The sequence below is a fragment of the Serratia sp. 201 genome (assembly GCF_037027545.1).
Taxonomy (GTDB): Bacteria; Pseudomonadota; Gammaproteobacteria; order Enterobacterales; family Enterobacteriaceae; genus Serratia; species Serratia bockelmannii.
Map to the genome: position 1 here is coordinate 424,583 of NZ_JAXCHC010000002.1, position 26,115 is coordinate 450,697.

Annotated in this window: 26 protein-coding genes; 18 read left to right on the plus strand and 8 right to left on the minus strand. The window is 58.9% G+C overall.

Annotation, left to right across the window (positions count from 1 at the left end; all coding sequences use genetic code 11):
- Positions 1–7: 7 nt before the first annotated feature.
- The 6 genes from purF to hisP all read left to right on the plus strand — a co-directional run bounded on the left by purF (position 8) and on the right by hisP (position 5,580).
- The gene (gene purF, locus WA302_RS10330) at positions 8–1,525 is read left to right on the plus strand and encodes an amidophosphoribosyltransferase (RefSeq protein ID WP_025303688.1); all 1,518 of its coding nucleotides are present in this window, start codon (positions 8–10) and stop codon (positions 1,523–1,525) included.
- Positions 1,526–1,656: 131 nt separating this feature from the next.
- On the plus strand, positions 1,657–2,229 hold the full coding sequence (locus tag WA302_RS10335; RefSeq protein WP_019453741.1) for a UbiX family flavin prenyltransferase: 573 nt from the start codon (positions 1,657–1,659) through the stop codon (positions 2,227–2,229).
- A gap of 303 nt (positions 2,230–2,532) precedes the next feature.
- Positions 2,533–3,315 (plus strand): histidine ABC transporter substrate-binding protein HisJ, encoded by a 783-nt coding sequence (hisJ, locus tag WA302_RS10340; RefSeq protein WP_004936109.1) that lies wholly within the window; start codon positions 2,533–2,535, stop codon positions 3,313–3,315.
- 82 nt (positions 3,316–3,397) lie between these two features.
- The gene (locus tag WA302_RS10345) at positions 3,398–4,084 is read left to right on the plus strand and encodes a histidine ABC transporter permease HisQ (RefSeq protein ID WP_025303686.1); all 687 of its coding nucleotides are present in this window, start codon (positions 3,398–3,400) and stop codon (positions 4,082–4,084) included.
- Positions 4,081–4,785 (plus strand): ABC transporter permease, encoded by a 705-nt coding sequence (locus WA302_RS10350; RefSeq protein ID WP_025303685.1) that lies wholly within the window; start codon positions 4,081–4,083, stop codon positions 4,783–4,785. Before WA302_RS10345 ends, WA302_RS10350 begins: the two co-directional genes overlap by 4 nt.
- Positions 4,786–4,806: 21 nt before the next feature.
- On the plus strand, positions 4,807–5,580 hold the full coding sequence (gene hisP / locus WA302_RS10355; protein ID WP_004936098.1) for a histidine ABC transporter ATP-binding protein HisP: 774 nt from the start codon (positions 4,807–4,809) through the stop codon (positions 5,578–5,580).
- A gap of 7 nt (positions 5,581–5,587) precedes the next feature.
- Here the strand turns inward: hisP and WA302_RS10360 are convergent, their stop codons facing one another.
- From WA302_RS10360 to yfcG, 3 genes are all read right to left on the minus strand, one after another.
- Positions 5,588–6,502, minus strand: coding sequence for a TIGR01777 family oxidoreductase (locus tag WA302_RS10360; protein WP_025303683.1), 915 nt, complete (start codon positions 6,500–6,502; stop codon positions 5,588–5,590).
- Positions 6,503–6,518: 16 nt separating this feature from the next.
- Entirely contained in the window at positions 6,519–6,890 is a 372-nt protein-coding gene (gene folX / locus WA302_RS10365; protein ID WP_025303682.1) for a dihydroneopterin triphosphate 2'-epimerase, read from the minus strand.
- A 111-nt stretch (positions 6,891–7,001) separates the two neighbouring features.
- Positions 7,002–7,631 (minus strand): GSH-dependent disulfide bond oxidoreductase, encoded by a 630-nt coding sequence (gene yfcG / locus WA302_RS10370; protein WP_043140104.1) that lies wholly within the window; start codon positions 7,629–7,631, stop codon positions 7,002–7,004.
- Positions 7,632–7,864: 233 nt separating this feature from the next.
- On the opposite strand from yfcG, the gene yfcE reads away from it, so the two are divergent.
- Together yfcE and yfcD are read left to right on the plus strand one after the other, a co-directional pair.
- Positions 7,865–8,416, plus strand: a complete 552-nt coding sequence (gene yfcE, locus WA302_RS10375; RefSeq protein ID WP_025303680.1) for a phosphodiesterase — start codon at positions 7,865–7,867, stop codon at positions 8,414–8,416.
- Positions 8,417–8,517: 101 nt separating this feature from the next.
- Positions 8,518–9,063 (plus strand): NUDIX hydrolase YfcD, encoded by a 546-nt coding sequence (gene yfcD / locus WA302_RS10380; RefSeq protein ID WP_025303679.1) that lies wholly within the window; start codon positions 8,518–8,520, stop codon positions 9,061–9,063.
- Positions 9,064–9,116: 53 nt separating this feature from the next.
- On the opposite strand, the gene WA302_RS10385 is transcribed toward yfcD, so the two are convergent.
- Entirely contained in the window at positions 9,117–10,136 is a 1,020-nt protein-coding gene (locus WA302_RS10385; protein ID WP_336063820.1) for a LacI family DNA-binding transcriptional regulator, read from the minus strand.
- A 310-nt stretch (positions 10,137–10,446) separates the two neighbouring features.
- Here WA302_RS10385 and WA302_RS10390 point away from each other — a divergent pair, with 310 nt between their 5' ends.
- From WA302_RS10390 to WA302_RS10410, 5 genes are all read left to right on the plus strand, one after another.
- Positions 10,447–10,890 (plus strand): PTS sugar transporter subunit IIA, encoded by a 444-nt coding sequence (locus tag WA302_RS10390; RefSeq protein WP_049207320.1) that lies wholly within the window; start codon positions 10,447–10,449, stop codon positions 10,888–10,890.
- Between the two features lie 92 nt (positions 10,891–10,982).
- On the plus strand, positions 10,983–11,264 hold the full coding sequence (locus WA302_RS10395; protein ID WP_025303676.1) for a PTS sugar transporter subunit IIB: 282 nt from the start codon (positions 10,983–10,985) through the stop codon (positions 11,262–11,264).
- A 23-nt stretch (positions 11,265–11,287) separates the two neighbouring features.
- On the plus strand, positions 11,288–12,667 hold the full coding sequence (locus WA302_RS10400) for a PTS ascorbate transporter subunit IIC (RefSeq protein ID WP_043140091.1): 1,380 nt from the start codon (positions 11,288–11,290) through the stop codon (positions 12,665–12,667).
- A 13-nt stretch (positions 12,668–12,680) separates the two neighbouring features.
- Positions 12,681–13,532, plus strand: coding sequence for a transketolase (locus WA302_RS10405; RefSeq protein ID WP_099816994.1), 852 nt, complete (start codon positions 12,681–12,683; stop codon positions 13,530–13,532).
- Entirely contained in the window at positions 13,525–14,484 is a 960-nt protein-coding gene (locus tag WA302_RS10410; RefSeq protein WP_043140084.1) for a transketolase family protein, read from the plus strand. Before WA302_RS10405 ends, WA302_RS10410 begins: the two co-directional genes overlap by 8 nt.
- Positions 14,485–14,547: 63 nt before the next feature.
- Here the strand turns inward: WA302_RS10410 and pta are convergent, their stop codons facing one another.
- Together pta and ackA are read right to left on the minus strand one after the other, a co-directional pair.
- The gene (gene pta, locus WA302_RS10415) at positions 14,548–16,710 is read right to left on the minus strand and encodes a phosphate acetyltransferase (protein ID WP_043140081.1); all 2,163 of its coding nucleotides are present in this window, start codon (positions 16,708–16,710) and stop codon (positions 14,548–14,550) included.
- A 74-nt stretch (positions 16,711–16,784) separates the two neighbouring features.
- Positions 16,785–17,987, minus strand: a complete 1,203-nt coding sequence (ackA, locus tag WA302_RS10420) for an acetate kinase (RefSeq protein WP_025303669.1) — start codon at positions 17,985–17,987, stop codon at positions 16,785–16,787.
- Between the two features lie 358 nt (positions 17,988–18,345).
- Between ackA and yfbV the strand changes: the two genes are divergently transcribed.
- The 4 genes from yfbV to WA302_RS10440 all read left to right on the plus strand — a co-directional run bounded on the left by yfbV (position 18,346) and on the right by WA302_RS10440 (position 22,043).
- Positions 18,346–18,801, plus strand: a complete 456-nt coding sequence (gene yfbV, locus WA302_RS10425; RefSeq protein WP_004936061.1) for a terminus macrodomain insulation protein YfbV — start codon at positions 18,346–18,348, stop codon at positions 18,799–18,801.
- Positions 18,802–18,944: 143 nt separating this feature from the next.
- Complete coding sequence (locus tag WA302_RS10430) at positions 18,945–19,439, plus strand: YfbU family protein (RefSeq protein WP_016926898.1); 495 nt, start codon at positions 18,945–18,947, stop codon at positions 19,437–19,439.
- 17 nt (positions 19,440–19,456) lie between these two features.
- Entirely contained in the window at positions 19,457–20,113 is a 657-nt protein-coding gene (locus tag WA302_RS10435) for a sugar phosphatase (protein ID WP_197826409.1), read from the plus strand.
- Positions 20,114–20,210: 97 nt separating this feature from the next.
- Positions 20,211–22,043: an SLC13 family permease gene (locus tag WA302_RS10440; RefSeq protein WP_261456889.1), complete on the plus strand. Its 1,833-nt coding sequence runs from the start codon at positions 20,211–20,213 to the stop codon at positions 22,041–22,043.
- A gap of 27 nt (positions 22,044–22,070) precedes the next feature.
- Here WA302_RS10440 and yfbR read toward each other — a convergent pair whose 3' ends face one another.
- Both yfbR and WA302_RS10450 read right to left on the minus strand, forming a co-directional pair.
- Positions 22,071–22,670, minus strand: a complete 600-nt coding sequence (gene yfbR, locus WA302_RS10445) for a 5'-deoxynucleotidase (RefSeq protein ID WP_025303666.1) — start codon at positions 22,668–22,670, stop codon at positions 22,071–22,073.
- A 107-nt stretch (positions 22,671–22,777) separates the two neighbouring features.
- A complete protein-coding gene (locus WA302_RS10450; protein WP_025303665.1) occupies positions 22,778–23,992 on the minus strand; it encodes a pyridoxal phosphate-dependent aminotransferase in 1,215 nt (404 codons plus the stop codon).
- Positions 23,993–24,848: 856 nt separating this feature from the next.
- Here WA302_RS10450 and lrhA point away from each other — a divergent pair.
- Positions 24,849–25,793: a transcriptional regulator LrhA gene (gene lrhA, locus WA302_RS10455; protein WP_025303664.1), complete on the plus strand. Its 945-nt coding sequence runs from the start codon at positions 24,849–24,851 to the stop codon at positions 25,791–25,793.
- The last annotated feature ends 322 nt before the right edge of the window (positions 25,794–26,115 follow it).

The window sequence follows — 26,115 nt, forward strand, 5'->3', positions numbered from 1 at the left end:
AGACAACATGTGCGGTATTGTCGGTATCGCCGGTTTCATGCCGGTAAACCAGTCGATTTATGATGCGCTGACGGTGCTTCAGCACCGTGGCCAGGATGCCGCAGGCATCGTCACCATTGACGCCCACAACGGGTTCCGTTTGCGTAAAGCCAACGGCCTGGTGAAGGATGTGTTTGAGGCGCGCCATATGCAACGCTTGCAGGGCAACATGGGCATTGGCCATGTGCGTTACCCGACGGCCGGCAGCTCGAGCGCCTCTGAGGCCCAGCCTTTCTACGTCAACTCGCCGTTCGGCATTACGCTGGCCCACAACGGCAACCTGACCAACGCCCATGAGCTGCGCCAAAAGCTGTTCGAAAGCGGCCGCCGCCATGTCAACACCACCTCCGACTCGGAAATCCTGCTGAACGTGCTGGCCAGCGAGCTGGATCGCTTCCCGCACTATCCGCTGGAAGCCGACAACATCTTTACCGCGGTCGCCGCTATGCATCAGCAACTGCGCGGCGCTTACGCCTGCGTGGCGATGATCATCGGCCATGGCCTGCTGGCGTTCCGCGATCCCAACGGTATTCGTCCGCTGGTGATCGGCAAGCGCACGCTGGAGGATGGCCGCAGCGAGTACATGGTGGCTTCCGAGAGCGTGGCGCTGGATACCCTGGGCTTTGAGTTCCTGCGCGACGTGGCGCCGGGCGAAGCGGTGTACATCACCACCAAGGGCCAGCTGTTCACCCGCCAGTGCGCAGAGAACCCGAAAACCAACCCGTGCCTGTTCGAATATGTTTATTTTGCGCGCCCAGACTCCTTTATGGACAAGATCTCGGTCTACAGCGCCCGCGTGCGCATGGGCCAGAAGCTGGGTGAGAAGATCGCCCGCGAGTGGGAAGATCTGGATATCGACGTGGTGATCCCGATTCCTGAAACTTCCTGCGATATCGCGCTGGAGATCGCGCGTATTCTCGAGAAGCCATACCGCCAGGGCTTCGTGAAAAACCGCTACGTTGGCCGCACCTTTATCATGCCGGGCCAGCAGGCGCGTCGCCAGTCGGTACGCCGCAAGCTGAACGCCAACCGTGCCGAGTTCCGCGACAAGAACGTGCTGCTGGTGGATGACTCCATCGTGCGCGGCACGACCTCTGAGCAAATCGTCGAGATGGCGCGCGAAGCGGGCGCCAAGCGCGTGTATCTGGCTTCCGCCGCGCCGGAAGTGCGTTTCCCTAACGTCTACGGCATCGACATGCCGAGCGCCAACGAACTGATCGCCCACGGGCGTGAAGTGGATGAAATCCGTCAGATTATCGGCGCCGACGGGCTGATCTTCCAGGACCTCGACGATCTGATCGAAGCGGTGCGCGAAGAGAACCCGGACATCATCCAGTTCGAATGCTCGGTCTTCAATGGTATCTACGTGACCAAAGACGTTGACCAAAGCTATCTGGAATACCTGGAGTCGCTGCGCAGCGACGATGCCAAGGCGATGCGGGTGCAAACCGAAGCGGAAAATCTGGAACTGCACAACGAAGGCTAACGGTCTGCGTTGATCCCTCAAGGTGCATCGCAGCGTCTGCGGCGGTGCACCTTGTTCCTCTGACTTGCTTATCCCTCGCCATTGCGGCAAAGTCTGCCTGATCTTACTTTTTACGGCAGAGGCCATTCTTCATGAAACGACTCATCATCGGCATTTCCGGCGCCAGCGGCGCTATCTACGGCGTGCGCCTGTTACAGGTTTTGCGCGACGTCGCAGAGGTGGAAACCCATCTGGTGATGAGTAATGCTGCACGGCAGACGCTGGCGCTGGAAACGCCGTACAGCCTGCGTGAAGTGCAGGCGCTGGCCGACGTGGTGCACGATGCGCGCGACATCGCCGCCGGCATCTCCTCGGGCTCTTTCAAAACGTTGGGCATGGCGATCCTGCCTTGTTCGATCAAAACCCTGTCTGGCATCGTTAACAGCTACAGTGACGGATTGCTGACCCGCGCCGCCGACGTGGTGCTCAAAGAGCGCCGCCGTTTGGTCTTGTGCGTGCGTGAAACGCCGTTGCATCTTGGTCATTTGCGGCTGATGACGCAGGCGGCGGAGATGGGCGCGGTGATCATGCCGCCGGTGCCGGCGTTTTACCACCAGCCGAAAAGCGTGGAAGACATCATCGATCAAACCGTCAATCGGGTGATCGACCAGTTTGATATCGAATTGCCGACCGATCTGTTCACCCGCTGGCAGGGTGCTAATTAACAGTTTTATCCCTAAATTGGTACATTTGTGCAACACCGCACTGAATTGGGGCGGAGTATGCACCATAATGATCCCACTTCATCACGCTCACTGTTTCATGGTGCCGCCTTATTGCGGTTGCCAGTGGCGCGGCCCCAACCGGCCGATTTAATTTTGCGGTTATCGTCCCAGGAAACAGTATTGTGAAGGCCGGAGCCGTTCCCTCCGCCCGTAGCACCTAATGTGGCACGATTACTGCAAATTGATTTGGTGGGGAAAGTAATGCCCGTAGTGGCATCAAAAAAATCAATTTGAGGGTAATTTATGAAAAAGCGGGTTTTGATTTTGCCGTTAGTTCTGGCTTTGAGCGCCGCCAGCAGCGCCTTTGCCGCCATTCCTTCCACGCTGAAGATTGGCACCGATCCGACTTACGCACCGTTTGAATCCAAAAACGCCAAAGGCGAATTGGTTGGCTTTGACATTGATTTGGCCAAAGAGCTGTGCAAACGCATCAATACCCAATGCACCTTCGTGGAGAGCGACTTCGACGCGCTGATCCCCTCCCTCAAGGCGAAGAAAATCGACGCCATCATCTCTTCGCTGTCCATCACTGAAAAACGCCAGCAGGAAATCGCCTTTACCGACAAGCTGTATGCCGCCAACGCGCGTCTGATCGCGCCGAAAGGGTCCAAGCTGTTGCCTACCGTGGACGCTCTGAAAGGCAAGAGCGTGGGCGTGCTGCAGGGCACCACCCAGGAAGCCTACGCCAACGCCATGTGGCAGCCGAAGGGCATCACCGTCGTGCCTTACCAGAACCAGGATCTGGTTTACGCCGATCTGGCTTCCGGCCGTATTGACGCCGCCTTCCAGGATGAAGTGGCGGGCAGCGACGGCTTCCTGAAACAGCCGCCGGGCAAAGACTATGCGTTCGCCGGCGAATCGGTGAAGGATGACAAGTTCTTCGGCGTCGGCACCGGCATGGGGCTGCGCAAGACCGATACCGAGCTGAAAGCGGCGCTGGACAAAGCCTTCGCCGAGATGCGCAAAGACGGCACCTACGACAAATACGCGAAAAAGTACTTCGACTTTGACGTCTACGGCGGGTAATCCGCTTACCGTTCCATGCTGTGACTGCGGGGCCGGCGTGCCGGCCCCGATGGTTCGGATCCTAGACCACAGGGTGAAGTAGATGCTGCAAGGCTATTCCCAACTGATTTTCGAGGGGGCTCTGGTGACGTTGGAGCTGGCCCTCAGTTCCGTGTTGCTGGCGGTGGTGATCGGCCTGATCGGCGCCGGTGGCAAACTGTCTCATAACCCCTTTATCTCCGGTCTGTTCGGCGCCTATACCACGCTGATCCGCGGCGTGCCCGATCTGGTGCTGATGCTGCTGATCTTTTACGGCCTGCAAATCGCGCTGAACAACATCACCACGCTGCTCGGCTTCTCGCAGATCGATATCGATCCGCTCGGCGCCGGTATCATTACCCTCGGCTTTATCTACGGTGCTTACTTCACTGAGACCTTCCGCGGCGCCTATCTGGCGGTGCCGAAAGGGCAGATCGAAGCGGCGACGGCCTACGGCTTCAGCGGCGCGCAGATCTTTCGGCGCATTCTGTTCCCGGCGATGATGCGTTTCGCTTTGCCGGGCATCGGCAACAACTGGCAGGTGATCCTGAAGGCGACGGCGCTGGTGTCGATCCTCGGCCTGAACGACGTGGTGAAAGCCACGCAGCTGGCGGGGAAAGGCACCTATCAGCCGTTCTTCTTCGCCATCGTGGCCGGCGTGGTGTACCTGATCTTCACTACCGTTTCCAACGGCGTGCTGCTGTGGCTTGAACGGCGTTACTCACTGGGCGTCAAGAGGGCCGAGCTATGATCGAGATTTTGCAACAGTATTGGCAGTCGCTGCTGTGGAGCGACGGCTACCGTTTCACCGGCGTGGCAGTCACGCTGTGGCTGCTGATCGCCTCGGTGGTGATGGGCGGGCTGCTGGCGATCCCGATGGCGGTGGCGCGCGTCTCTTCCCTTCGCTGGGTGCGTTTCCCGGTGTGGCTTTACACATATGTGTTTCGCGGTACGCCGCTGTACGTGCAGCTGCTGGTGTTCTACTCCGGCATGTACAGCCTCGAGATTGTGCGCGGCACCGAGTTTCTTAATGCGTTTTTCCGCAGCGGGCTTAACTGCACCATCCTGGCGCTGACGCTCAATACCTGCGCCTATACCACCGAGATCTTCGCCGGGGCGATCCGCGCGGTGCCGCACGGTGAAATCGAGGCCGCCAACGCCTACGGTTTCTCGCGCTTCAAGATGTATCGCTGCATCATTTTGCCTTCGGCACTGCGCACCGCGTTGCCGGCTTACAGCAACGAAGTGATCCTGATGCTGCACTCCACCGCGCTGGCGTTTACCGCCACCGTGCCGGATCTGCTGAAGATCGCGCGCGACATCAACGCCGCGACCTACCAGCCGTTCTACGCTTTCGGCATCGCGGCGGTGCTGTACCTGATCATCTCCTACGTGTTAATCAGCCTGTTCCGCAAAGCTGAAAAACGCTGGATGGCACACGTTAGTCACTGATAAATGACGGGAAGAAAAACCATGTCTGAGAATAAATTAGCCGTCACGGAACTGCACAAACGCTATGGCGACCACGAAGTGCTGAAAGGCGTCTCGCTGGCGGCCAACGCCGGGGATGTGATCAGCATCATCGGCTCCTCTGGCTCCGGCAAAAGCACCTTTCTGCGCTGCATCAACTTCCTCGAGAAGCCGAGCGAAGGCTCGATCAGCCTGAACAACGAAGATATTCGCATGGTGCGCGACAAGGACGGCCAGCTGAAAGTGTTCGACAAGAAGCAGCTGCAGCTGCTGCGCACCCGCCTGACCATGGTGTTCCAGCACTTTAACCTGTGGAGCCATATGACGGTGCTGGAGAACGTGATGGAGGCGCCGGTGCAGGTGCTGGGGCTGAGCAAGGCCGACGCGCATGAGCGCGCGGTGCGTTACCTGGATAAAGTGGGCATCGACGAGCGGGCGCGCGGCAAGTACCCGGTGCACCTGTCGGGTGGCCAGCAGCAGCGCGTCTCCATTGCTCGCGCATTGGCGATGGAGCCGGAGGTGCTGCTGTTTGACGAACCGACGTCGGCGCTGGATCCCGAGCTGGTGGGCGAGGTGCTGCGCATCATGCAGAAGCTGGCGGAGGAGGGAAAAACCATGGTGGTGGTGACGCACGAAATGGAATTTGCGCGCCACGTTTCCAACCACGTGATCTTCCTGCACAAAGGGTTGATCGAAGAGCAGGGGCCGCCGGCCGAGCTGTTCGGCAACCCCAAAAGCCCGCGCCTGCAGCAGTTCCTGTCCGGCGCGTTGAAGTAACCTCAGATCAGCGGGCTTCGGCCCGCTGATTAATCACGTCATCCAATGCCTGTTCCAATTCCAGATAGCGGAAGTGGAAGCCGGCCTCTTCCAGGCGCTTCGGCACCGCCCGCTGGCCGCCGAGCACCAGCACCGCCGCTTCCCCCATCAACAGCCGCATGGCGAACGCCGGCACCCGCAGAAACGCCGGGCGATCGAGCACGTTGGCCAATTGGGCGGCGAACTGCTCGTTGTGCACCGGGTAGGGCGCGACCATGTTAAACGGGCCGCTCAGCGTGGCGTGATCCAGTAGATAAATAATGCCGTTGACCATGTCGTCGAGATGGATCCACGGCAGATATTGGCGACCGTCGCCGATCGGGCCGCCCAGCCCGAAGCGGAACGGCGGCAGCATTTTGGCCAGCGCGCCGCCCTGTGGCGCCAGCACCACGCCGGTGCGCAGCAGGCAGACGCGGGTGGCATCGCTTTGCGCCTGCAGCGCCAGCGTTTCCCAGCGTTGACACAGTTGGTGGGTGAATTCGTCGTGCGGTGGCTCCTCTTCGGTCACCACCGCCTGCCCCTGATCGCCGTAGTAGCCGACGGCGGAACCGGAAATCAACACACCGGGCGGCGTGCTGCCGGCCTTGATCAGCTGCGCCAACCGTTCGGTCAGATCCCAACGGCTGCGGCACAGGCGCTCTTTCTGCTGTGCGCTCCAGCGCTTGTCGGCGATAGGTTCGCCGGCCAGGTTGATCACCGCGTCGAATTCATCCAGCGACTGCCGGTCGTCCAGCGTTTGCCAATAGCTCGGCCGATCGCCCAGCCGGGCTCGGGCTCGCCGCTCGTCTCGGGTCAACACCGTAATGTGGTGAGAAAGCGCCAGCAGCCTGGCCGTCAGACTGCTGCCTATCAATCCCGTTGCGCCGGTGATCAGGATCCGCATGGTCGACCTCCCTGAGTTAGTCCCGGCGGTAGCTCATGGTCATGGAAACCGAATCGGCGTAGCGCAGGGCCAGAAGTTTATCTATCTCCACTTCAGCATAGGTTACCCAGGCGTGTTCTTTTACGATGTCGAGCACATCCTGCGTTAATTTTTCCAGCAACGCGAAACGGTTATCTTCCACATGGCGGATGATCGCTTTGGTGATGGTGCGGTAGTTGAGTGCATCGGCGATGTCTTCGCTGTTGCGCGCTTTGTCCGCCGGGTAGTGGATCACCACGTTGATCAGGACGTCCTGTCGGTTGTTGATTTCCTCTTCCTTGATACCGATGAACGTGCGCAGCCGCAGATTTTTAATGCGAATAACGGCGTCGGGTTGACTGAAAGACATCAGAGATTCTCCATAGGTCTGATTATTAGCGTTCAGAATACACGGAAAGTAAGGAAAAGATAACGAGGGGACGATGTGACTCCCCGGCCGACGGGGAGTCGGGGAAGGCGCTTAGCCTTGTTCGGCCAGTTTGTAGGCGCGCTCGGTCGCCGGGCGGTTGCTGATGCGCTCGAACCAGTTGCGCACCGCTGGGTAATCTGCCAGATCGATGCGTTGACGCGGATGCGATACGACCCACGGATAGGTGGCGATATCGGCGATGCTGTAGTTGTCGCCGCCCAGGTACGGGTGTTTTTGCAGTTCAGCTTCCAGCACGCCGTACAGCCGCTTGGTCTCCAGATGGTAACGCTCGATGGCGTAAGGCACCGGCTGCGGCGCGTAGTGATTAAAGTGGTGATTCTGCCCGAGCATCGGCCCGAACCCCGCCACCTGCCAGAACAACCACTGTAGGGTCGCGGCGCGTTCGCGCAGGCCGGTGCTCAGCAGCTTGCCGGTCTTCTCCGCCAGATACAGCAGGATTTCCCCGGATTCGAACAGACTGATTGGCGCGCCGCCGTCCACCGGTTGCTGATCGACGATCGCCGGGATTTTGTTGTTGGGAGAAATGCTCAGAAAGTCCGGTTTGAACTGGTCGCCGGCGCTGATGTTTACGCGATGGATACGGTAGGGTAAGCCGACCTCTTCCAAAAACAAGGTGATCTTGTGACCATTGGGAGTAGGCGCGTAATACAGGTCAATCATGTTGCCTCCTGCGGTAAGGTGATCTGTAATTCATTACACGTTGCTGCGGTCTTCGCCGCGCACAAAGGTATATCAGAGATCCAACAATAGCAGCTAAGGATAGCAGGCTATGTGGGATTCGTCCGATGCTATCTGCGCAGTTGGATCACAATTCTCCACCGGGGCGGGCGGCGGTTTGCCGTACGGCGTCGGCGCGGTAAAATGGCGCTTATTTCCCTCTATAGGACAAGGTTATGAAGCTGATGTTCGCCTCGGATATCCACGGATCGCTGCCGGCCACCGAACGCGTGCTGGAATTATTCGCACAACACGGCGCTGACTGGCTGATTCTTCTGGGTGATTTGCTGAATCACGGCCCGCGCAACGCGCTGCCGGCCGGCTATCAGCCCGCTCAGGTTGCCGAACGATTGAATCGCTATAGCGACAAGATCATCGCCGTTCGCGGCAATTGTGACAGCGAGGTCGATCAGATGCTGCTGACGTTTCCTATCGAGGCGCCGTGGCAACAGGTTCTACTGCAAAAAAGACGATTGTTTTTGACCCACGGTCACCTTTATCATCCTTCGGCACTGCCGCCGTTATCCCGCGGTGACGTCCTGGCCTACGGCCATACGCATCTGCCGCAGGCGGAGCGGCAGGGTGAGATCTATTGCTTCAATCCGGGCTCGGTCAGCATCCCGAAAGGGGGCTTCCCGGCTAGCTACGGCATGTTGGATCGGGGCACTTTGCGCGTGCTGACGCTCGACGACGGCAAGGTCGTCGCGGAGGTGGCGTTAACACGCTAAACGCACTAATTTATACACACACACAATAAAAATCTTTGAAAAACACTCATTGATTAACCAGCGCGCGGGATGCATCGCGCCAAAATAGAAGGTTTTAGAGGATGGCGGAACAGGGTCAGGCTGCAGATACCGAATGGGTTGATATCGTCGACGAGCAAAACGAGGTGATTGCGCAATCCAGTCGTCAACAGATGCGGGCGGAGCGGCTGCGTCATCGTGCGACCTATATTGTGGTGCATGATGGGATGGGAAAAATTCTGGTGCAGCGTCGCACCGAGATTAAAGACTTCTACCCGGGCTGGTTGGACGCGACGGCGGGTGGCGTAGTGCAAAGCGGTGAAAACGTGCTGGATTCGGCGCGCCGCGAGGCGGAAGAAGAGCTGGGCATCGCCGGCGTGCCTTTCGCCGAGCACGGTCTGTTCTACTTCGAAGAAGATCAGTGCCGGGTGTGGGGCGCGCTGTTCAGCTGCGTGTCGCACGGCCCGTTCGCGCTGCAGGAAGAGGAAGTTGCCGAGGTGTGCTGGCTGACGCCGGAAGAGATCACCGCTCGCTGCGACGAGTTTACCCCGGATTCGCTGAAGGCGCTGTCGCTGTGGCTGACGCGCAACAACGAACAGGATTACGGTAAGCCGCTCGACAACCACTGAGGCGCCAACGCGTGAGAAAGCCGGTCATCGACCGGCTTTTTTTATGGGCGGATTCAGCAGCTGTCGCGGCGGCACAGCGTGGCGGGCAGGGTGCCTGCCTGCTGCCAGGGCTGCTCGTTCAGCCGCGCCAGCAGCGCCTGGCCGGCCTGAATGCCGATATCGCGATGCGGAATGGTCATGGTGGTCAGCGGCGGCTGGCACACCCGGCTGAACTCGCTGTTGCCGAACCCCACCACCGCCAGATTGTCCGGCACCCTGATGCGCCGCCGCTGGCATTCGTACAGTGCGCCGCCGGCCAGTTCGTCCGAGGCGCACACCAGCGCGTCCAGTTCCGGCCAGGCCAGCAAGAATTCCGGCAGCTGCTGCGCACCGGTGCTGAAGCTGGCGGGCTGCGCGGCGTTGATCACCCGATGCGGCGACATATGGTTGCGCAGCAGCGCCTTGTGCCAGCCCTGCAGGTGCTGCTGGAAAATCCACTGTTCCTGATTGGCGCACAGCAGCCCGATATTCTGATAGCCGCTGGCGATCACCGTTTGCGTCAGCTGATACATGGCCGCCACATAGTCGATGCCGATGCTCATATCGATCGGATCGGCGCGCACGGCGCCGATCTCCACCACCGGAATGTTGGCGGCGATCAACGCGTTGCGGGCGTTTTGCGAATGCTCGACGCTGAGCAGCACCGCCGCCGCGAGGTTGTAAGAGAGCAGCGTCTCCAGCAGCTTTTCTTCGCGCTCCAGGTGGTGCTGCGACTCCGCCAGCATGATGTGATAGCCGGCCGGCTGCAGCACTTTCTGCAGGCCGGCGAACATCTCGGCGCAGCCAGATTCGGACAGGCTGGGCACCACCATGGCGATGGTGTAGGACGAGGCCGACGCCAGCGAACTGGCGGCCAGATTGGGCAGGTAGCCCAGTTCGCTCACCGCGGCTTCAATCTTCTCGCGCAGTTTGTCTGAAACCTGCTCCGGCGTGCGCAGCGCGCGCGACACCGTCATGGTGCCGACGCCCGCCAGCTGCGCTACGTCAGCCAACGTCACCCTGCCTGTGCTGCGTCGTTTTTTACCGATCGACATGCCTAATCCCGACTGAAATGCGCGAGCGGCGCATAAAAATGGTGAGGGTGGGAAGCCGACGGCGCGGCTTCGACGATCCCCGTATGCGGCACATTCTACCCCGTTACCCGAAAGAGCGAGAAAAAATTGTGGTTAACGCCATGCCGCCACGCGGTGTTTTGATAGCGCTATCACAGATTCGCATGATAGCGCTTTGGTAGCGCTATCTTTGTGATATCCATCACTGTGTCGCCGAGAGGGGTTGATTAAAGTTTTACCGTCGTCGGTGAATTAATCACCGGCCGAAACCATCAACATTTGGGAGGGTAATGTGCTGAAAGAGTGGCTGACCGCCGATCATATACAGCTATGCGAACGGGTGGAGGACTGGCGCCAGGCGGTCACGCTGAGCGCGCAGCCCCTGCTGCAAGGCGGTGTGATTACGCCGAATTACCTAACGGCTATCTTTCATCAGCAGGAGAAGCTCGGCCCTTACTTTGTCCTGGCGCCGGGCATCGCCATGCCGCACGCCAGGCCGGAGGAGGGCGCCAACGCGCTGGGGCTGTCGCTGTTGAAGATCCATCAGGGCGTGAATTTCCATTCCGCGGATAACGATCCGGTTCAGGTGGTGGTGATGCTTTCGGCGCCCGACGGCAACAGCCACATTGAAATGATTTCGCAGTTGGCGGAATTATTTTCCGATAACTCGGCGATGGAGGCTTTATTTCACGCCACAGATAAACGGCAAATTGAGGAAATTATCGCCCGCTATTAACGTTTAATCACCAGGAACACGATTAATGCTAACAACGCCGGGAATATGACCGGCGGCGCTACCCTACACGCTAAATTCAACAGGTGGATATTATGAAAATCATGGCGATTTGCGGTTCCGGTCTCGGCAGCAGTTTTATGGTGGAAATGAACATTAAAAAGGTGCTGAAAAAGATGGGGGTGGAGGCCGAAGTCGAACACTCCGATCTGTCGTCCGCTACCCCCGGTGCCGCCGACGTGTTCGTGATGGCGAAAGACATCGCCGACAGCGCCAGCGTACCGGCCGAGCAGCTGGTGGTGATCAGCAACATCATCGACATTAATGAGCTGGAAGCCAAGCTGCGCGCTTACTTCGAAGCCCACTCAATCATCTAAATAAAACGATTGGCGAGGTGGATATGTTTATCCAGGAAACGCTTAAGTTTGTGGTGGATATATTAAAGGTGCCTTCGGTGCTGGTCGGGCTTATTGCACTGATCGGTTTGCTGGCGCAAAAGAAATCGTTTTCCGACGTGGTGAAAGGCACGGTAAAAACTATTCTCGGCTTTATCGTTTTGGGCGGCGGTGCCACGGTATTGGTCGGATCGCTCAATCCGCTGGGCGGCATGTTCGAACATGCGTTCAATATTCAGGGCATCATTCCGAACAATGAAGCGATCGTCTCCATCGCGCTGGAGAAATACGGCGCCTCCACCGCGTTGATCATGGCGTTCGGCATGGTGGCGAACATCGTGGTGGCACGGTTCACCCGGCTGAAATACATCTTCCTGACCGGCCACCACACCTTCTACATGGCCTGCATGATCGGCATCATCCTGACGGTGGCGGGCTTCGAGGGCGTGCAGTTGGTGTTTACCGGTGCGCTGACCCTGGGGCTGGTGATGGCGTTCTTCCCGGCGATCGCCCAGCGCTATATGCGCCGCATTACCGGCAACGACGATATCGCTTTCGGCCACTTCGGCACCCTGGGCTATGTGTTGTCCGGCTGGATCGGCTCGAAGGTGGGCAAAAACTCGCGCTCGACCGAGGAGATGAACCTGCCGAAAAACCTCAGTTTCTTGCGTGACAGTTCCATTTCGATCTCGATGACCATGATTGTCATCTACCTGATCCTGGCGATCTGCGCCGGGCGGGCCTATGTGGAAAGCGAGCTCAGCGGCGGCCAGAACTACCTGGTGTATTCGATTATCCAGGCCATCACCTTCGCCGCCGGGGTATTCATCATTCTGCAAGGCGTGCGCTTGATTCTGGCGGAGATTGTGCCGGCGTTCACCGGTTTCTCGGAAAAGCTGGTGCCTAACGCGCGGCCGGCGCTGGATTGCCCGGTGGTCTATCCCTATGCCCCCAACGCGGTGCTGATCGGCTTCCTGTTCAGCTTCCTTGGCGGGTTGGCCGGGCTGTTCCTGCTGGGGCAGCTGAAAATGGTGCTGATCCTGCCTGGCGTGGTGCCGCATTTCTTCACCGGCGCTACCGCCGGGGTGTTCGGCAACGCCACCGGCGGGCGGCGCGGCGCGATGCTGGGCGCCTTCGCCAACGGGCTGCTGATCACCTTCCTGCCGGTGCTGCTGCTGCCGGTGCTGGGGGCGCTGGGCTTTGCCAACACCACCTTCTCCGACGCCGACTTCGGCGTGATCGGCATCCTGCTGGGCAACATGGCGCGCTTTATGTCGAAGGAGATGATCATGCTGGCGATCGTCGCCGTGTTCGCGCTGCTGGTGGCGCATAACTTCCTGGGAAAACGCAAAGGCGCGCCGGCCGCTGACCGCGTCGAGAAATAACGAGGGCAGACTGATGAACGACACAACGAGCGAAACGGAAATTGAAGAGCTGCAGATCCTGGCGCGCGCGATCCGCCTGGAAACATTGAAGGCGTTGACCGGGCTGGGCTTCGGCCACTACGGCGGCTGCATGTCGGTGGTGGAGACGCTGGCGGTACTGTACGGCAGCGTGATGCGTATCGATCCGGCGGATCCGGACTGGCCGGAGCGCGATGACTTCGTGCTGTCGAAAGGGCACGCCGGCCCGGCGCTGTACAGCACGCTGGCGATCAAGGGCTACTTCCCGCTGGCGGAGCTGAAGACCCTCAACCAGAACGGCACGCGCCTGCCTAGCCACCCGGACCGATTGCGCACGCGCGGCGTGGACGCCACCACCGGTTCACTGGGGCAGGGCGTGTCGATCGCCGCCGGCATGGCGTTATCCCATCGGCTGGCGGGGCGTCGTAACCGGGTGTTCAGCATCCTCGGCGACGGTGAGCTGAACGAAGGGCAGTGCTGGGAGGCGTTCCAGTTTATCGCCCACCACAACCTGAACAACCTGACGCTGTTCATCGATTACAACAAGCAACAGCTAGACGGTGCGCTGGACGAGGTGATCCAACCGTTCGATCTGGCCGCCAAGTTCCGCGCTTTCGGTTTTGAGGTGCAGACCATCAAGGGCGACGACATCGCGGCGCTGCTGGCGGCGGTGGCGCCGGCGCGCGGCGGTGAACAGCGGCCGCTGGCGATCGTGCTCGACAGCATCAAGGGACAGGGGGTGACCTATCTGGAAAACCTGTCGAACTCACACCACCTGCGCCTGACGCCGGACGTGCAGCTGGAAATCGAAAAAGCCATCGCCGAACTGGAGGCCGCCCATGTTTAACGTAGTGACCCAGTTGGAAAACGACGCCGTCGAAATGCGCAAAGTCTATGCCGGCGCGGTGCGGCGGCAGATAGAAGCGGGCGCGCCGATCATCGCGCTGGAGGCCGATTTGATGAGCTCGATGGCGATGGACGGCGTGCACAAGGATCACCCGCAGCACGTGATTAACTGCGGCATCATGGAGGCCAACGTGATCGGCGTCGCCGCCGGGCTGTCGCTCACCGGCCGGGTGCCGTTCGTGCATACCTTTACCGCTTTCGCCAGCCGCCGCTGTTTCGATCAGCTGTTCATGTCGCTGGATTATCAGCGCAACAACGTCAAAGTGATCGCCTCCGACGCCGGGGTGAGCGCCTGCCACAACGGCGGCACCCACATGTCGTTCGAGGACATGGGCATCGTGCGCGGGCTGGCGCACTCGGTGGTGCTGGAAGTGACCGACGCTACCATGTTCGCCGACATTCTGCGCCAGCTGATGGATCTACGCGGCTTCTACTGGGTGCGCACCATCCGCAAGCAGGCGACGCGCATCTACCAGGAAGGCTCGCGCTTTACCATCGGCAAGGGCAACCTGCTGCGCGACGGCGACGACATTACGCTGATTGCCAATGGCATCATGGTGGCGGAGGCGCTGAAGGCGGCGCAGATGCTGGCGCGGCAGGGCGTCAGCGCGGCAGTGATCGATATGTTCACCCTCAAGCCTATCGACCGTGAACTGATCAAAACCTACGCGGCCAAGACCGGACGCATCGTCACCTGTGAAAACCACAGCATTCATAACGGGTTGGGATCCGCAGTGGCGGAGGTGCTGGCAGAGGAATGCCCGACGCCGATGCGGCGCGTGGGGGTGAAGGAGCGTTACGGCCAGGTGGGCACCCAGGCGTTTTTACAGCAGGAGTATGGCCTGACCGCCGAGCATATTCTGGAGGCTGCCGGGCAGTTGCTGGCGCGTTAGGGAACGCAAAAGAAAAGCGCCGGTCAATGACCGGCGCTTTTTTATCGCTCAACCTGAAGAATATCAGGCCTTGGCGGCGGCAGCGTCAGCCTGGGAAGACTGGATCGCCGTCAGCGCAACGGTGTAGACGATATCGTCAACCAGTGCGCCGCGCGACAGGTCGTTCACCGGCTTGCGCATGCCTTGCAGCATCGGCCCGATGGAAACCAGGTCAGCGGAGCGCTGTACCGCTTTGTAGGTGGTGTTGCCGGTGTTCAAATCCGGGAAGATGAACACGGTCGCCTGGCCGGCCACCGGTGAGTTCGGCGCCTTGGACTTGGCAACGTCGGCCATGATGGCGGCGTCGTACTGCAGCGGGCCGTCGATGATCAGATCCGGGCGTTTTTCCTGCGCCAGACGGGTCGCTTCGCGCACTTTCTCGACGTCGCTGCCCGCACCGGAGTTACCGGTGGAGTAGGAGATCATCGCTACGCGCGGCTCGATGCCGAAGGCAGCGGCGGAATCCGCAGACTGGATGGCGATTTCAGACAGCTGCTCGGCGGTCGGATCCGGGTTGATCGCGCAGTCGCCGTAGACCAGTACCTGGTCAGGCAACAGCATGAAGAATACGGAGGACACCAGCGAGCTGCCCGGTGCGGTTTTGATCAGCTGCAACGGTGGACGGATGGTGTTGGCGGTGGTGTGAACCGCGCCGGAGACCAGACCGTCGACTTCGCCTTGTTCCAGCATCAGGGTGCCGAGCACCACGTTGTCTTCCAGCTGCTCGCGCGCGACCACTTCGGTCATGCCCTTGCTCTTGCGCAGCTCAACCAGACGCGGCACGTAGTTTTCACGTACGGCGACCGGATCGACGATTTCGATGCCTTTGCCCAGCTCAACGCCCTGCGCTGCCGCTACGCGCTGGATCTCGTCCGGGTTGCCGAGCAGCACGCATTCTGCGATGCCGCGTTCGGCACAGATGGCCGCCGCTTTTACGGTACGCGGCTCGTCGCCTTCCGGCAGCACGATGCGCTTGCCGGCTTTACGCGCCAGCTCGGTCAGTTCGTAACGGAACGCCGGTGGAGACAGGCGGCGTGAACGCTCAGAGGTGGCGGTCAGCGAGTCGATCCACTCGGTGTTGATGTGGCTGGCCACGTAGTTCTGCACTTTCTCGATGCGCTGGTGGTCGTCCGCCGGCACTTCGAGGTTGAAGCTCTGCAGGCTCAGCGAGGTTTGCCAGGTGTTGGTGTCAACCATGAACACCGGCAGGCCGGTTTGGAAGGCGCGTTCGCACAGCTTCTTGATCGGCTCGTCGATGGCGTAGCCGCCGGTCAGCAGGATGGCGCCGATTTCCACGCCGTTCATCGCCGCTAGGCAGGCGGAGACCAGCACGTCAGGACGGTCTGCGGAGGTCACCAGCAGAGAGCCTGGGCGGAAGTGTTCCAGCATGTGCGGGATGCTGCGCGCACAGAAGGTCACGGACTTCACGCGGCGGGTCATGATGTCGCCTTCGTTGACCACGCGGGCCTTCAGGTGGCGAGCCATGTCGATGGCGCGGGTGGCGATCAGATCGAAGCTCCACGGCACGCAGCCCAGAACCGGCAGCGGGCTGTTGGCGAACAGCTGCGCAGGATCGACGTGGGCGATGCTGGCTTTGGTGGAGTCGTCGAAGATTTCGGACAGGTCAGGACGGGTACGGCCCTGATCGTCGACCGGTGCGTTCAGCTTGTTGATGATAACGCCGGTGATGTTTTTGTTCTTGCTGCCGCCGAAGCTGGTGCGCGCCAGTTCGATGCGCTCTTTCAGCTGCGCCGGGGAGTCGTTGCCCAGCGCCAGCACGAAGACGATCTCGGCGTTCAGGGTTTTGGCGATCTCGTAGTTCAGCGCGTTGGCGAACTGGTGTTTGCGAGTCGGCACCAGGCCTTCGATCAGCACCACTTCCGCGTCTTTGGTGTTCTCGTGGTAACGCGCCACGATCTCTTCCATCAGCACGTCTTGCTGGTTGGAGCTCAGCAGGCCCTCAACGTAGTCCATGCGCAGCGGTTCGGCCGCCGTAATGGTGGAGTTGCTGCTGCGGATGATGGTGGTGGTCTGGTCGAGCGCGTTGTCGCCGGTGCGCGGTTGAGCGATAGGCTTGAACACGCTCAGACGAACGCCTTTTTGCTCCATGGAGCGGATGACACCCAGGCTGACGCTGGTCAGGCCGACGCTGGTGCCGGTGGGGATCAACATAATAGTACGTGACACAGAATAGTCCTCTTCACGATTAACATGAGGCTAAAACAACACCGTCAGCCTGGGCTGACGGTGTTTTGAGAGCATTACGCGGTCAGGCGGGATGCGTCCTGCGCGATGACCAACTCTTCGTTGGTCGGGATCACCAGCGCCAGGCGGCTGCCGTCTTTGGTGATGGCGCCGGATTTGCCGAAGCGAGCGGCCATGTTGCGGTCGTGGTCGATTTCGAAGCCCAGCAGGCCCAGTTTGTTCAGGGTCAGCTCACGCACCATGCCGGCGTTCTCGCCGATGCCGCCGGTGAAGATCACCGCGTCCAGACGGCCTTCCATCAGCGCGCTGTAGGCGCCGACGTATTTGGCCAGACGGTGGCAGAACACGTCCATGGCGCGTTTGGCGTCGGCTTTGCTGTCGTAGTTGTCTTCAACGTAACGGCAGTCGCTGGTGACTTCGGTCAGGCCCAGCAGGCCGGATTCTTTGGTCAGCATCTTGTTGATCTGGTCAACGCTCATGCCCAGAGAATCGTGTAGGTGGAAGATGATAGCCGGATCGATGTCACCGCTGCGGGTGCCCATCACCAGGCCTTCCAGCGGGGTCAGACCCATGGAGGTGTCAACGCACTGGCCGTTGCGCACTGCGGTTACGGAGCCGCCGTTGCCCAGGTGGCAAGTGATCACGTTCACTTCTTCTACCGGCTTGTTCAGCATCTTCGCGGCTTCTTGAGTCACGTAGAAGTGGCTGGTGCCGTGTGCGCCGTAGCGGCGAACGCCGTGGTCGCGGTACAGGCTGTACGGCAGGGCGTACAGGTAAGATTCTTCCGGCATAGTCTGGTGGAACGCGGTGTCGAACACGGCAACGTTCTTGTCGGCCAGGTTAGGGAAGGATTTCAGCGCTTCCGCGATGCCGATCAGGTGAGCTGGGTTGTGCAGTGGTGCAAACGGCACGGAATCTTTGATACCCTGCAGAACTTCGTCGTTGATCACGGCAGAAGCGGTGAACTTCTCGCCGCCGTGCACGATGCGGTGGCCGATAGCGGTCAGCTGCGCGGAAAGCTCTGGTTTTTGTGCCAGAATAGTATTAACAATGAAGTTCAGCGCTTCGCTGTGTGCAGCGCCGGCCCCCAGGGCAGCTTCGTGTTTGGCGCCGTCCATTTTCCACTTGATGCGAGCTTCAGGCAGGTGGAAACACTCGGCCAAACCGGAGAGGAATTCGTCGCCGTTAACGGCATCGATGATGGCGAATTTCAGAGAAGAACTGCCGCAGTTAAGAACCAGTACTAGCTTACTCGACATGGAAGTACCTACTTAAATAGTCGTGTTGTTAAAAGAAAATCGAACACACGTGGTGAATTAATCGTCAATCAGACAACAAGCGTAGCGCATAGTGCCGATGACATTTATGATTAACATCATGTGAAGTGCACAAATCACAGGATGATGGAAAAACCGATGATTTCTCTGCGGTTTAAATAATCTTGATTTTTATAGGGCTAAAAGTTGACAAAATTTACGTCATCTTCTACCGGCCACAAGGCCGGCTTAGGATACCGATAGCCCGGTGCAAACACAAAATAAATTTAAAGCTTCAAATTTTTTAGTATGGTCTCTGGCAGCACGCTTTTAGTTTCTTTACGTGACGTTGAGGTACGCAATGACGAGCAAACCGTCCGGTTCCGTAAGCTGGTTTCAGGTCTTCCAGCGCGGGCAGCATTATATGAAAACCTGGCCGTCGGACAAACGTCTGGCACCGGTCTTTCCGGAGAATCGCGTTGCGCGTGCCACCCGTTTCGCTATCCGTTTCATGCCGCCGTTGGCGATTTTCACGCTGACCTGGCAGATCGCGCTGGGCGGCCAGCTGGGCCCGGCGATCGCCACCGCGCTGTTCGCCTGCAGCCTGCCGATGCAGGGCTTGTGGTGGCTGGGGCGTCGTTCGGTCACGCCGCTGCCGCCGACGCTGCTGCAATGGTTCCATGAGGTGCGCAACAAGCTGACGGAAGCCGGGCAGGCGGTGGCGCCGCTCGAAGGCACGCCGACCTATCAGACGTTGGCCGATCTGCTCAAGCGCGCCTTCAAGCAGCTGGACAAAACCTTCCTCGACGATCTGTAAATGAAAAAAGGCCGCGCTGATGCGGCCTTTCTCGTCAAAGCGGCAATAACCCCGGTTTAAATCAAAGAACGGTCGAGTTGTGATTTCCTGCGTTCTTGCGCTGTGCGATGCTCCCGCCATCACACAGAAATGAGGAAATCCTGATGGAAATGACCAACGCCCAGCGGCTGATCCTGTCGAACCAGTACAAGATGATGACCCTGCTCGATCCGGACAACGGCGACCGTTATCGCCGGTTGCAAACCATCGTCGAACGCGGCTTCGGTTTGCAAATGCGCGAACTGGATCGCGACTTCGGCGAACTGAGCGAAGAGGTGTGCCGCACCATCATCAACGTGATGGAGATGCACCATGCGCTGCAGGTTTCCTGGGGCAACCTGAAAGAGAAGCAGGATCTGGACGAGCGCCGCCTGGCGTTTCTCGGCTTCGACGCCGCTACCGAGGCGCGCTACCTGAGCTACGTGCGTTTCCTGGTCAGCACCGAGGGGCGTTATACTCACTTCGATTCCGGTAGCCACGGTTTTAACGCCCAGACCAAAATGTGGGAAAAGTACCAGCGTATGCTGGCGATCTGGCTGGCCTGTCCGCGCCAGTATCACTTGAGCGCCGTTGAGATAGCGCAAATCATCAATGCTTGATTAAGAAGAGGTTTTCTGTGGAGTGTAAGGGTTTTCTGTTCGATCTTGATGGCACCCTGGTGGATTCATTGCCGGCGGTAGAGCGCGCCTGGACGCACTGGGCCGAGCGCCGCGGCGTCGCCCCGCAAGCGGTGCTGGACTTCATTCACGGTAAACAGGCCATTACTTCTCTGCGCCACTTTATGCCGGGCGAAAGCGAAGCGGAAATTCAGCGCGAGTTCCAACTGCTGGAGCAGGTGGAAGCGCAGGATACCGACGGCGTTCGCGCGCTGCCGGGCGCCATCGCGCTGCTGGAGCGCCTGAACGCGCTCGGCATCCCTTGGGCGATCGTCACCTCCGGTTCGGTGCCGGTGGCCGGCGCTCGCCGCCAGGCCGGCGGTTTGCCGCAGCCGGCGGTGTTCATCACCGCCGAGCAGGTTAAACACGGCAAGCCTCAGCCCGATGCCTACCTGCTGGGCGCCGAGCGCCTGGGGCTGGCGCCGCACGAGTGCGTGGTGGTTGAAGACGCGCCGGCCGGCATTCTTTCGGGTCTGGCTGCGGGCTGTCAGGTGATTGCGGTCAACGCCCCGGCCGATGCGCCGAAGCTGGAGCAGGTCGACCTGCGGCTGGATTCGCTGGCGCAGATCGCCGTCGATAAAACGGCGCAAGGCGCGATCGTTCGCCGGCTGGCCTGAGTGGCATTATCTTCACCCTAATTGATTAGACCCCGCTTCGGCGGGGTTTTTTTATGCTATTTTTTAGACCCTTGGACATTTGTCGGATGAGGCCGTTTTGAACAGCGAATTACTGTGGGTGCTGAGTTTACTGCTGATTGCCATCGTGCTGTTTACCACCAACAAACTGCGGATGGACGTGGTGGCGCTGTTGGTGATCATCGCCTTCGTGCTGAGCGGCACGCTCAGCCTGCAGGAGGCGACGGTCGGATTCAGCGATCCCAACGTGATTCTGATCGCCGCGCTGTTCGTGATCGGCGAAGGGCTGGTGCGCACCGGGGTGGCCTATCAGGTGGGCGACTGGCTGGTGAAAGTGGCCGGCAGCAGCGAAACCAAAATGTTGATGCTGCTGATGGTGACGGTCGCCGGGCTGGGCGCGTTCATGAGCTCGACCGGCGTAGTGGCGATCTTTATCCCGGTGGTGCTCAGCGTGACGGCCAGAATGAAGATCGCGCCGGGGCGGTTGATGATGCCGCTCAGCTTCGCCGGGCTGATCAGCGGCATGATGACGCTGGTGGCCACGCCGCCCAACATGGTGGTCAACAGCGAGCTGGTGCGCGAAGGCATCCATGGTTTCGGTTTCTTCAGCGTGACGCCCATTGGTCTGGTGGTGCTGGCGCTGGGCGTCGGCTACATGCTGATCGCCCGGCGTTGGCTGGGCAGCGGTGACACCGGCAAAGCCGGCGACGACTGGCAGCGCCGCACCTTCCGCGACCTGATCCGTGATTACAAGCTGACCGGCCGCGCGCGCCGGCTGGCGATCCGCAGCGCTTCGCCGCTGATCGGGCGTTCGCTGGATGAACTGCACCTGCGTGCGCGCTATGGTGCCAACGTGGTGGGCATCGAGCGCTGGAAACGCTTCCGGCGGGTGATGGTCAGCGCCTCCGGCAGCACCGAGCTACGCGAGGGCGACGTGCTCTTGATCGACATGTCGGACAGCCAGGTCGATCTGCGCGAGTTCTGCGGTGAACAGCGTCTGGAGCCGATGGTGCTGCGTGGCGATTACTTCTCGGAACAGTCGCGCAATGTCGGCATGGCCGAAGTGTCGCTGATCCCGGACTCGGCGCTGCTGGGCAAAAGCCTGCGCGAAGCGGCGTTCCGCAGCCGTTACGATCTGAACGTGGTGGGCATCCGCCGCCACGGCGAGACGCTGGGCGGCAAGCTGGTGGACGAACCGCTGGAACTGGGCGACATTTTGCTGGTGATCGGCGATTGGAAGGCGATCCGTCAACTGCAGGCCAAAACCCACGACTTTATCGTGCTCAACCTGCCGGCCGAAGTGGACGAAGTGGCGCCGGCGATCACCCAGGCGCCGCACGCGCTGTTTTGCCTGGCGTTGATGGTGGCGATGATGCTGACCGACGAAATCCCCAATCCGATCGCGGCGCTGATCGCCTGCCTGCTGATGGGCAAGTTCCGCTGTATCGACATGGAGAGCGCCTATAAATCGATCCATTGGCCGAGCATCATTTTGATCGTCGGCATGATGCCGTTCGCGCAGGCGCTGCAAAAGACCGGCGGGGTGGATCTGATCGTCCGCGGGCTGATGGACGTCGCCGGCGGCGCGGGGCCGCGCGTGATGCTGCTGTGCCTGTTCGTCTTGTGCGCCACCATTGGCCTGTTTATTTCCAATACCGCGACGGCGGTGCTGATGGCGCCGATCGCCATTGCCGCCGCGCGCGAAATGGGCGTCTCGCCATACCCGTTCGCGATGATTATCGCCATCGCCGCGTCCGCCGCCTTTATGACGCCGGTCTCTTCACCGGTCAACACGCTGGTGCTGGGGCCGGGCAATTACAAGTTCGGCGATTTCGTGCGTCTCGGCGTGCCGTTCACCCTGTTGGTGATGGCGGTCAGCGTGATTGTGGTGCCGTGGCTCTACGGTTTTTAACGGCGCAGCGAGGCTGCGCCGGTGGGGTTACAGCGAGCTGTCGAGGCTGATTTCGTCCAATGACAGGCTGAAACTGGGAATGAACACGTCCATAAAGTAGTCCATTTCCGGGCTGCGGCGCTGTTCCAGGGTTTTATCCAGCCGCGCCTTGGCCAGGGTGAATTCATTGTTGCCGGCAGAGAGTTCCTCCAGACATTTCAGGTAGGCGCACAGCGCGTCTGCCTGCTTCACTACCTGCTTTTCATCTTCGCTGTAGTAGTGCTCATCGAGAATGGTGCGGAAATCGTTGCGCAGCTCAGCGGGGATCATGTCCAGCAGCTTTTGCTGGGCGATCTTTTCGATCTTCTTGTATTCATGGGCGATCTGCGGATTGTAGTACTTGATCGGCGTCGGCATGTCGCCGGTGATCACTTCGCTGGCGTCGTGATACATCGCTAACAGCGCAACGCGGTCGGCATTGAGGTTGCCGTTGAATTTGCGGTTCTTGATCACCGCCAACGCGTGGGCGACGAAAGCCACCTGCAGACTGTGTTCGGAGACGTTCTCGGTACGCACGTTGCGCATCAGTGGCCAGCGGTTGATCAGTTTCAGGCGGGACAGATGGGCGAAGAAATGGCTCTGGCTCATGGTGCTCTCTTTAACGGCAAGTGAGGGCCCCATTGTGAAGCAGTGACGGCGAATTTTGCAACCGGGCAATAAGAGAAGGGCGCAGCAAGGCGCTGCGCCCCAGGCGATTACTGGTGGTAACCTTCAAGGAAGCGGCCCAGCTTGCCGACCGCCATTTCCAGTTCGTCTACGCGCGGCAGGGTGACGATGCGCACGTGATCCGGGTAAGGCCAGTTGAACGCCGAACCTTGCACCAGCAGCACTTTTTCCTGTAGCAACAGATCCAGCACCAGCTTCTGGTCGTCGTGGATGTTGAAGCGTTTGGCATCGATGCGCGGGAACATGTACAACGCGCCCTGCGGCTTCACGCAAGAGACGCCCGGGATGTCGTTGAGCAATTCCCAGGTGCGGTTGCGTTGTTCGTACAGGCGGCCGCCGGGCTGAATGAATTCGCTGATGCTCTGATAACCGCCCAGCGCGGTCTGAATGGCGTGCTGCATCGGCACGTTGGCGCACAGGCGCATCGAAGCCAGCATCTCCAGCCCTTCGATATAGCCTTTGGCGTGCTTCTTCGGCCCGTTCAGCACCATCCAGCCCTGGCGGAAGCCCGCCACGCGGTAGGTTTTCGACAGGCCGTTGAAGGTCACGGTCAGCAGATCTGGCGCCAGTGCGGCGATCGAGTGGTGTTCGGCGTCGTCGTACAGGATCTTGTCGTAGATCTCGTCGGCGAAGATGATCAGGTTGTGTTGACGGGCGATCTCGACGATCTGTTCCAACAGCGCTTTGCTGTAAACCGCGCCGGTCGGGTTGTTTGGGTTGATGATCACGATACCGCGGGTGCGCGGGGTGATCTTGCTGATGATATCGTCCAGATCCGGGAACCAGCCGGCCTGCTCATCGCACAGGTAGTGCACGGCCTTGCCGCCGGACAGCGATACCGCAGCGGTCCACAGCGGGTAGTCCGGCGCCGGTACCAGCATTTCGTCGCCGCTGTTGAGCAGCGCCTGCATGGATTGGACGATCAGCTCAGAGACGCCATTGCCAATGTAGATATCCTCAACGGTCACGTCACGCATGTTGCGCGCCTGATAGTGCTGCATGATCGCTTTACGCGCCGAGAAGAGGCCCTTGGAGTCGGAGTAGCCTTGCGCCGTGGGCAGATTGCGGATCACGTCGACCAGGATTTCGTCCGGGGCGTCGAAACCGAACGGGGCAGGGTTGCCGATGTTCAGTTTCAGGACTTTGTTGCCTTCTTCTTCAAGACGTTTAGCTTCTTTAAGCACCGGGCCGCGAATGTCATAGCAGACGTTGTCCAGTTTGCTGGATTTCTCAATGGGGGACATAAAAAGTTGAGCCTTTTGCTGGGATAGGGGCGCTCCTACCGTGGGACGCCGCAACCCGCCCAATGTACTCCTGGCGTAGTTGCTTTTGAAGGGTTTTGCACGCCTTTGGTGCAAATGCATGTCGTAACGGGGGATTTTAGTTATGATAAGCAAAGGTAAAGTTATTTTGTGGTTCATAATTTCATGAACTATAATTTTACTAGGGTTTTGTTCTGTTAAATCAAGCGTCGATAAACGAGACGTGCCGGCGATCGCGGCCGGCAGCAGTGAACTGATAAGCCGAAAGGGAGAATAGGCTTCAATAAACTGTAAAGGAACGATAATACCGGAGTAGTCTGATAGCGGGGTGTCGGTTCGCGCACCACACTAAGGAAAATGACATATTTACATTAGCTTTACTTTATATTTTACCTTAAGCATTGTTTATGTGGTTATAAGATTATTATTTAAAGCAAAAATCTTAATGATTGAATTTATTAAATTCATTGAGTAGTCACACGAAGTCGGTACCGTTAATTATTTATCTTTTTTGCTCTGGAATGCAGTCTGAAGGCCGGTTGATAAGGGTTCTCAGTAGCACGAATGGAGTGGAAATTAGGCAGTATGAATGAGTAAAATCTCAGGTTCGGTGGGGGTTTTCCCTTTTCACCGGTATTCAGTCCCCCGCGTTCTATAAGCACCATCGATAGATCGCATTTTAAAAAGCGATAGAGGTAACGAATCATAAGTAATTTTTTTGCCCTCCACTTATGAGTGGGGTACTGTCATAACAGGCGCCGTCCTTTTCAACGGCGTCTGAGAAACACACCAGGGTAGTAGTTCGTAAATTAGAATTTAAAAAAGTGAAGAATACACTATGACAACTGCAAATCGTCCGATACTTAATCTCGACCTCGATCTGCTAAGAACCTTTGTTGCGGTTGCTGATTTGAATACCTTCGCCGCGGCGGCTGTTGCCGTTTGCCGTACTCAATCAGCCGTCAGTCAACAAATGCAGCGATTAGAGCAACTGGTCGGCAAAGAACTGTTTGCCCGCCATGGGCGCAACAAACTCCTGACTGAGCATGGTATTCAGCTTCTCGGTTATGCCAGGAAGATCCTGCGCTTTAACGACGAAGCCTGTACCTCGCTGATGTACAACAATATAAAAGGTGTTCTGACCATCGGTGCTTCCGACGACACTGCCGATACCATTCTGCCTTTCCTGTTGAACCGCGTGACCGCCATCTATCCGAAGCTGGCCATTGACGTGCGCGTAAAGCGCAGTACGACGATGGTTGATCTGCTGGAAGAGGGCGAGATCGATCTGGCGGTGACCACGGCGGATCCGGCCGGGCACCCGCACATCGTGCTGCGCACGTCGCCGACGCTGTGGTATTGCGCCGCCGATTATCACTATCAGGCCGGCGAACCGATCCCGCTGGTGGTAATGGATGAGCCAAGCCCGTTCCGCGCGCTGGCGATTAAACAGTTGGACGAAGCCGGTATTCCGTGGCGTATCGCCTACGTCGCCTCCACGCTGTCCGCGGTGCGGGCGGCCTGTAAAGCCGGCCTGGGCGTGACCGCACGGCCGATCGAGATGATGAGCCCCGATCTGCGGGTGCTGGGCGCGGTGGAAGGTTTGCCGCCGCTGCCGGATACCCAGTATGCGCTGTGCAAAAACGCGCAGTGCAGCAACGAGCTGGCGATGGCCATCTTCAGCGCGATGCAGGGCGGCAATGACGGCTATGGCTTCAACGGTGCGGAAGGCGGTCTCCAGAGCGATCAGGATGACGCCAGCCTGGTGGACGAAGAAGAATAACGTCGCGGCGCGATATCTGATGAAAAACCTCTGCTTCGGCGGAGGTTTTTTTTGCCCTTTTTTTACCTAAAAATTTATTTATATGTATTTGGCTTGTATTTTCAATTGAGTTGGCTGTTTTGTTAACTTTTAAGCGTTAATGAAAAGAGAGTTTGGCCGGGTTTAATACGCTAAGTTCGTTTTTTGAGCAATAAGATTGAATGGGTTAAAGGCATGGTAATAGCAGGGGTATTTTGTTAGCTTATAGCGGCCGTTTTTGCGGCTCAATTTGAGGAAAATTGTTAAAGGGCCACACTTTTTTTGAGGATTTATGCTGAAAACG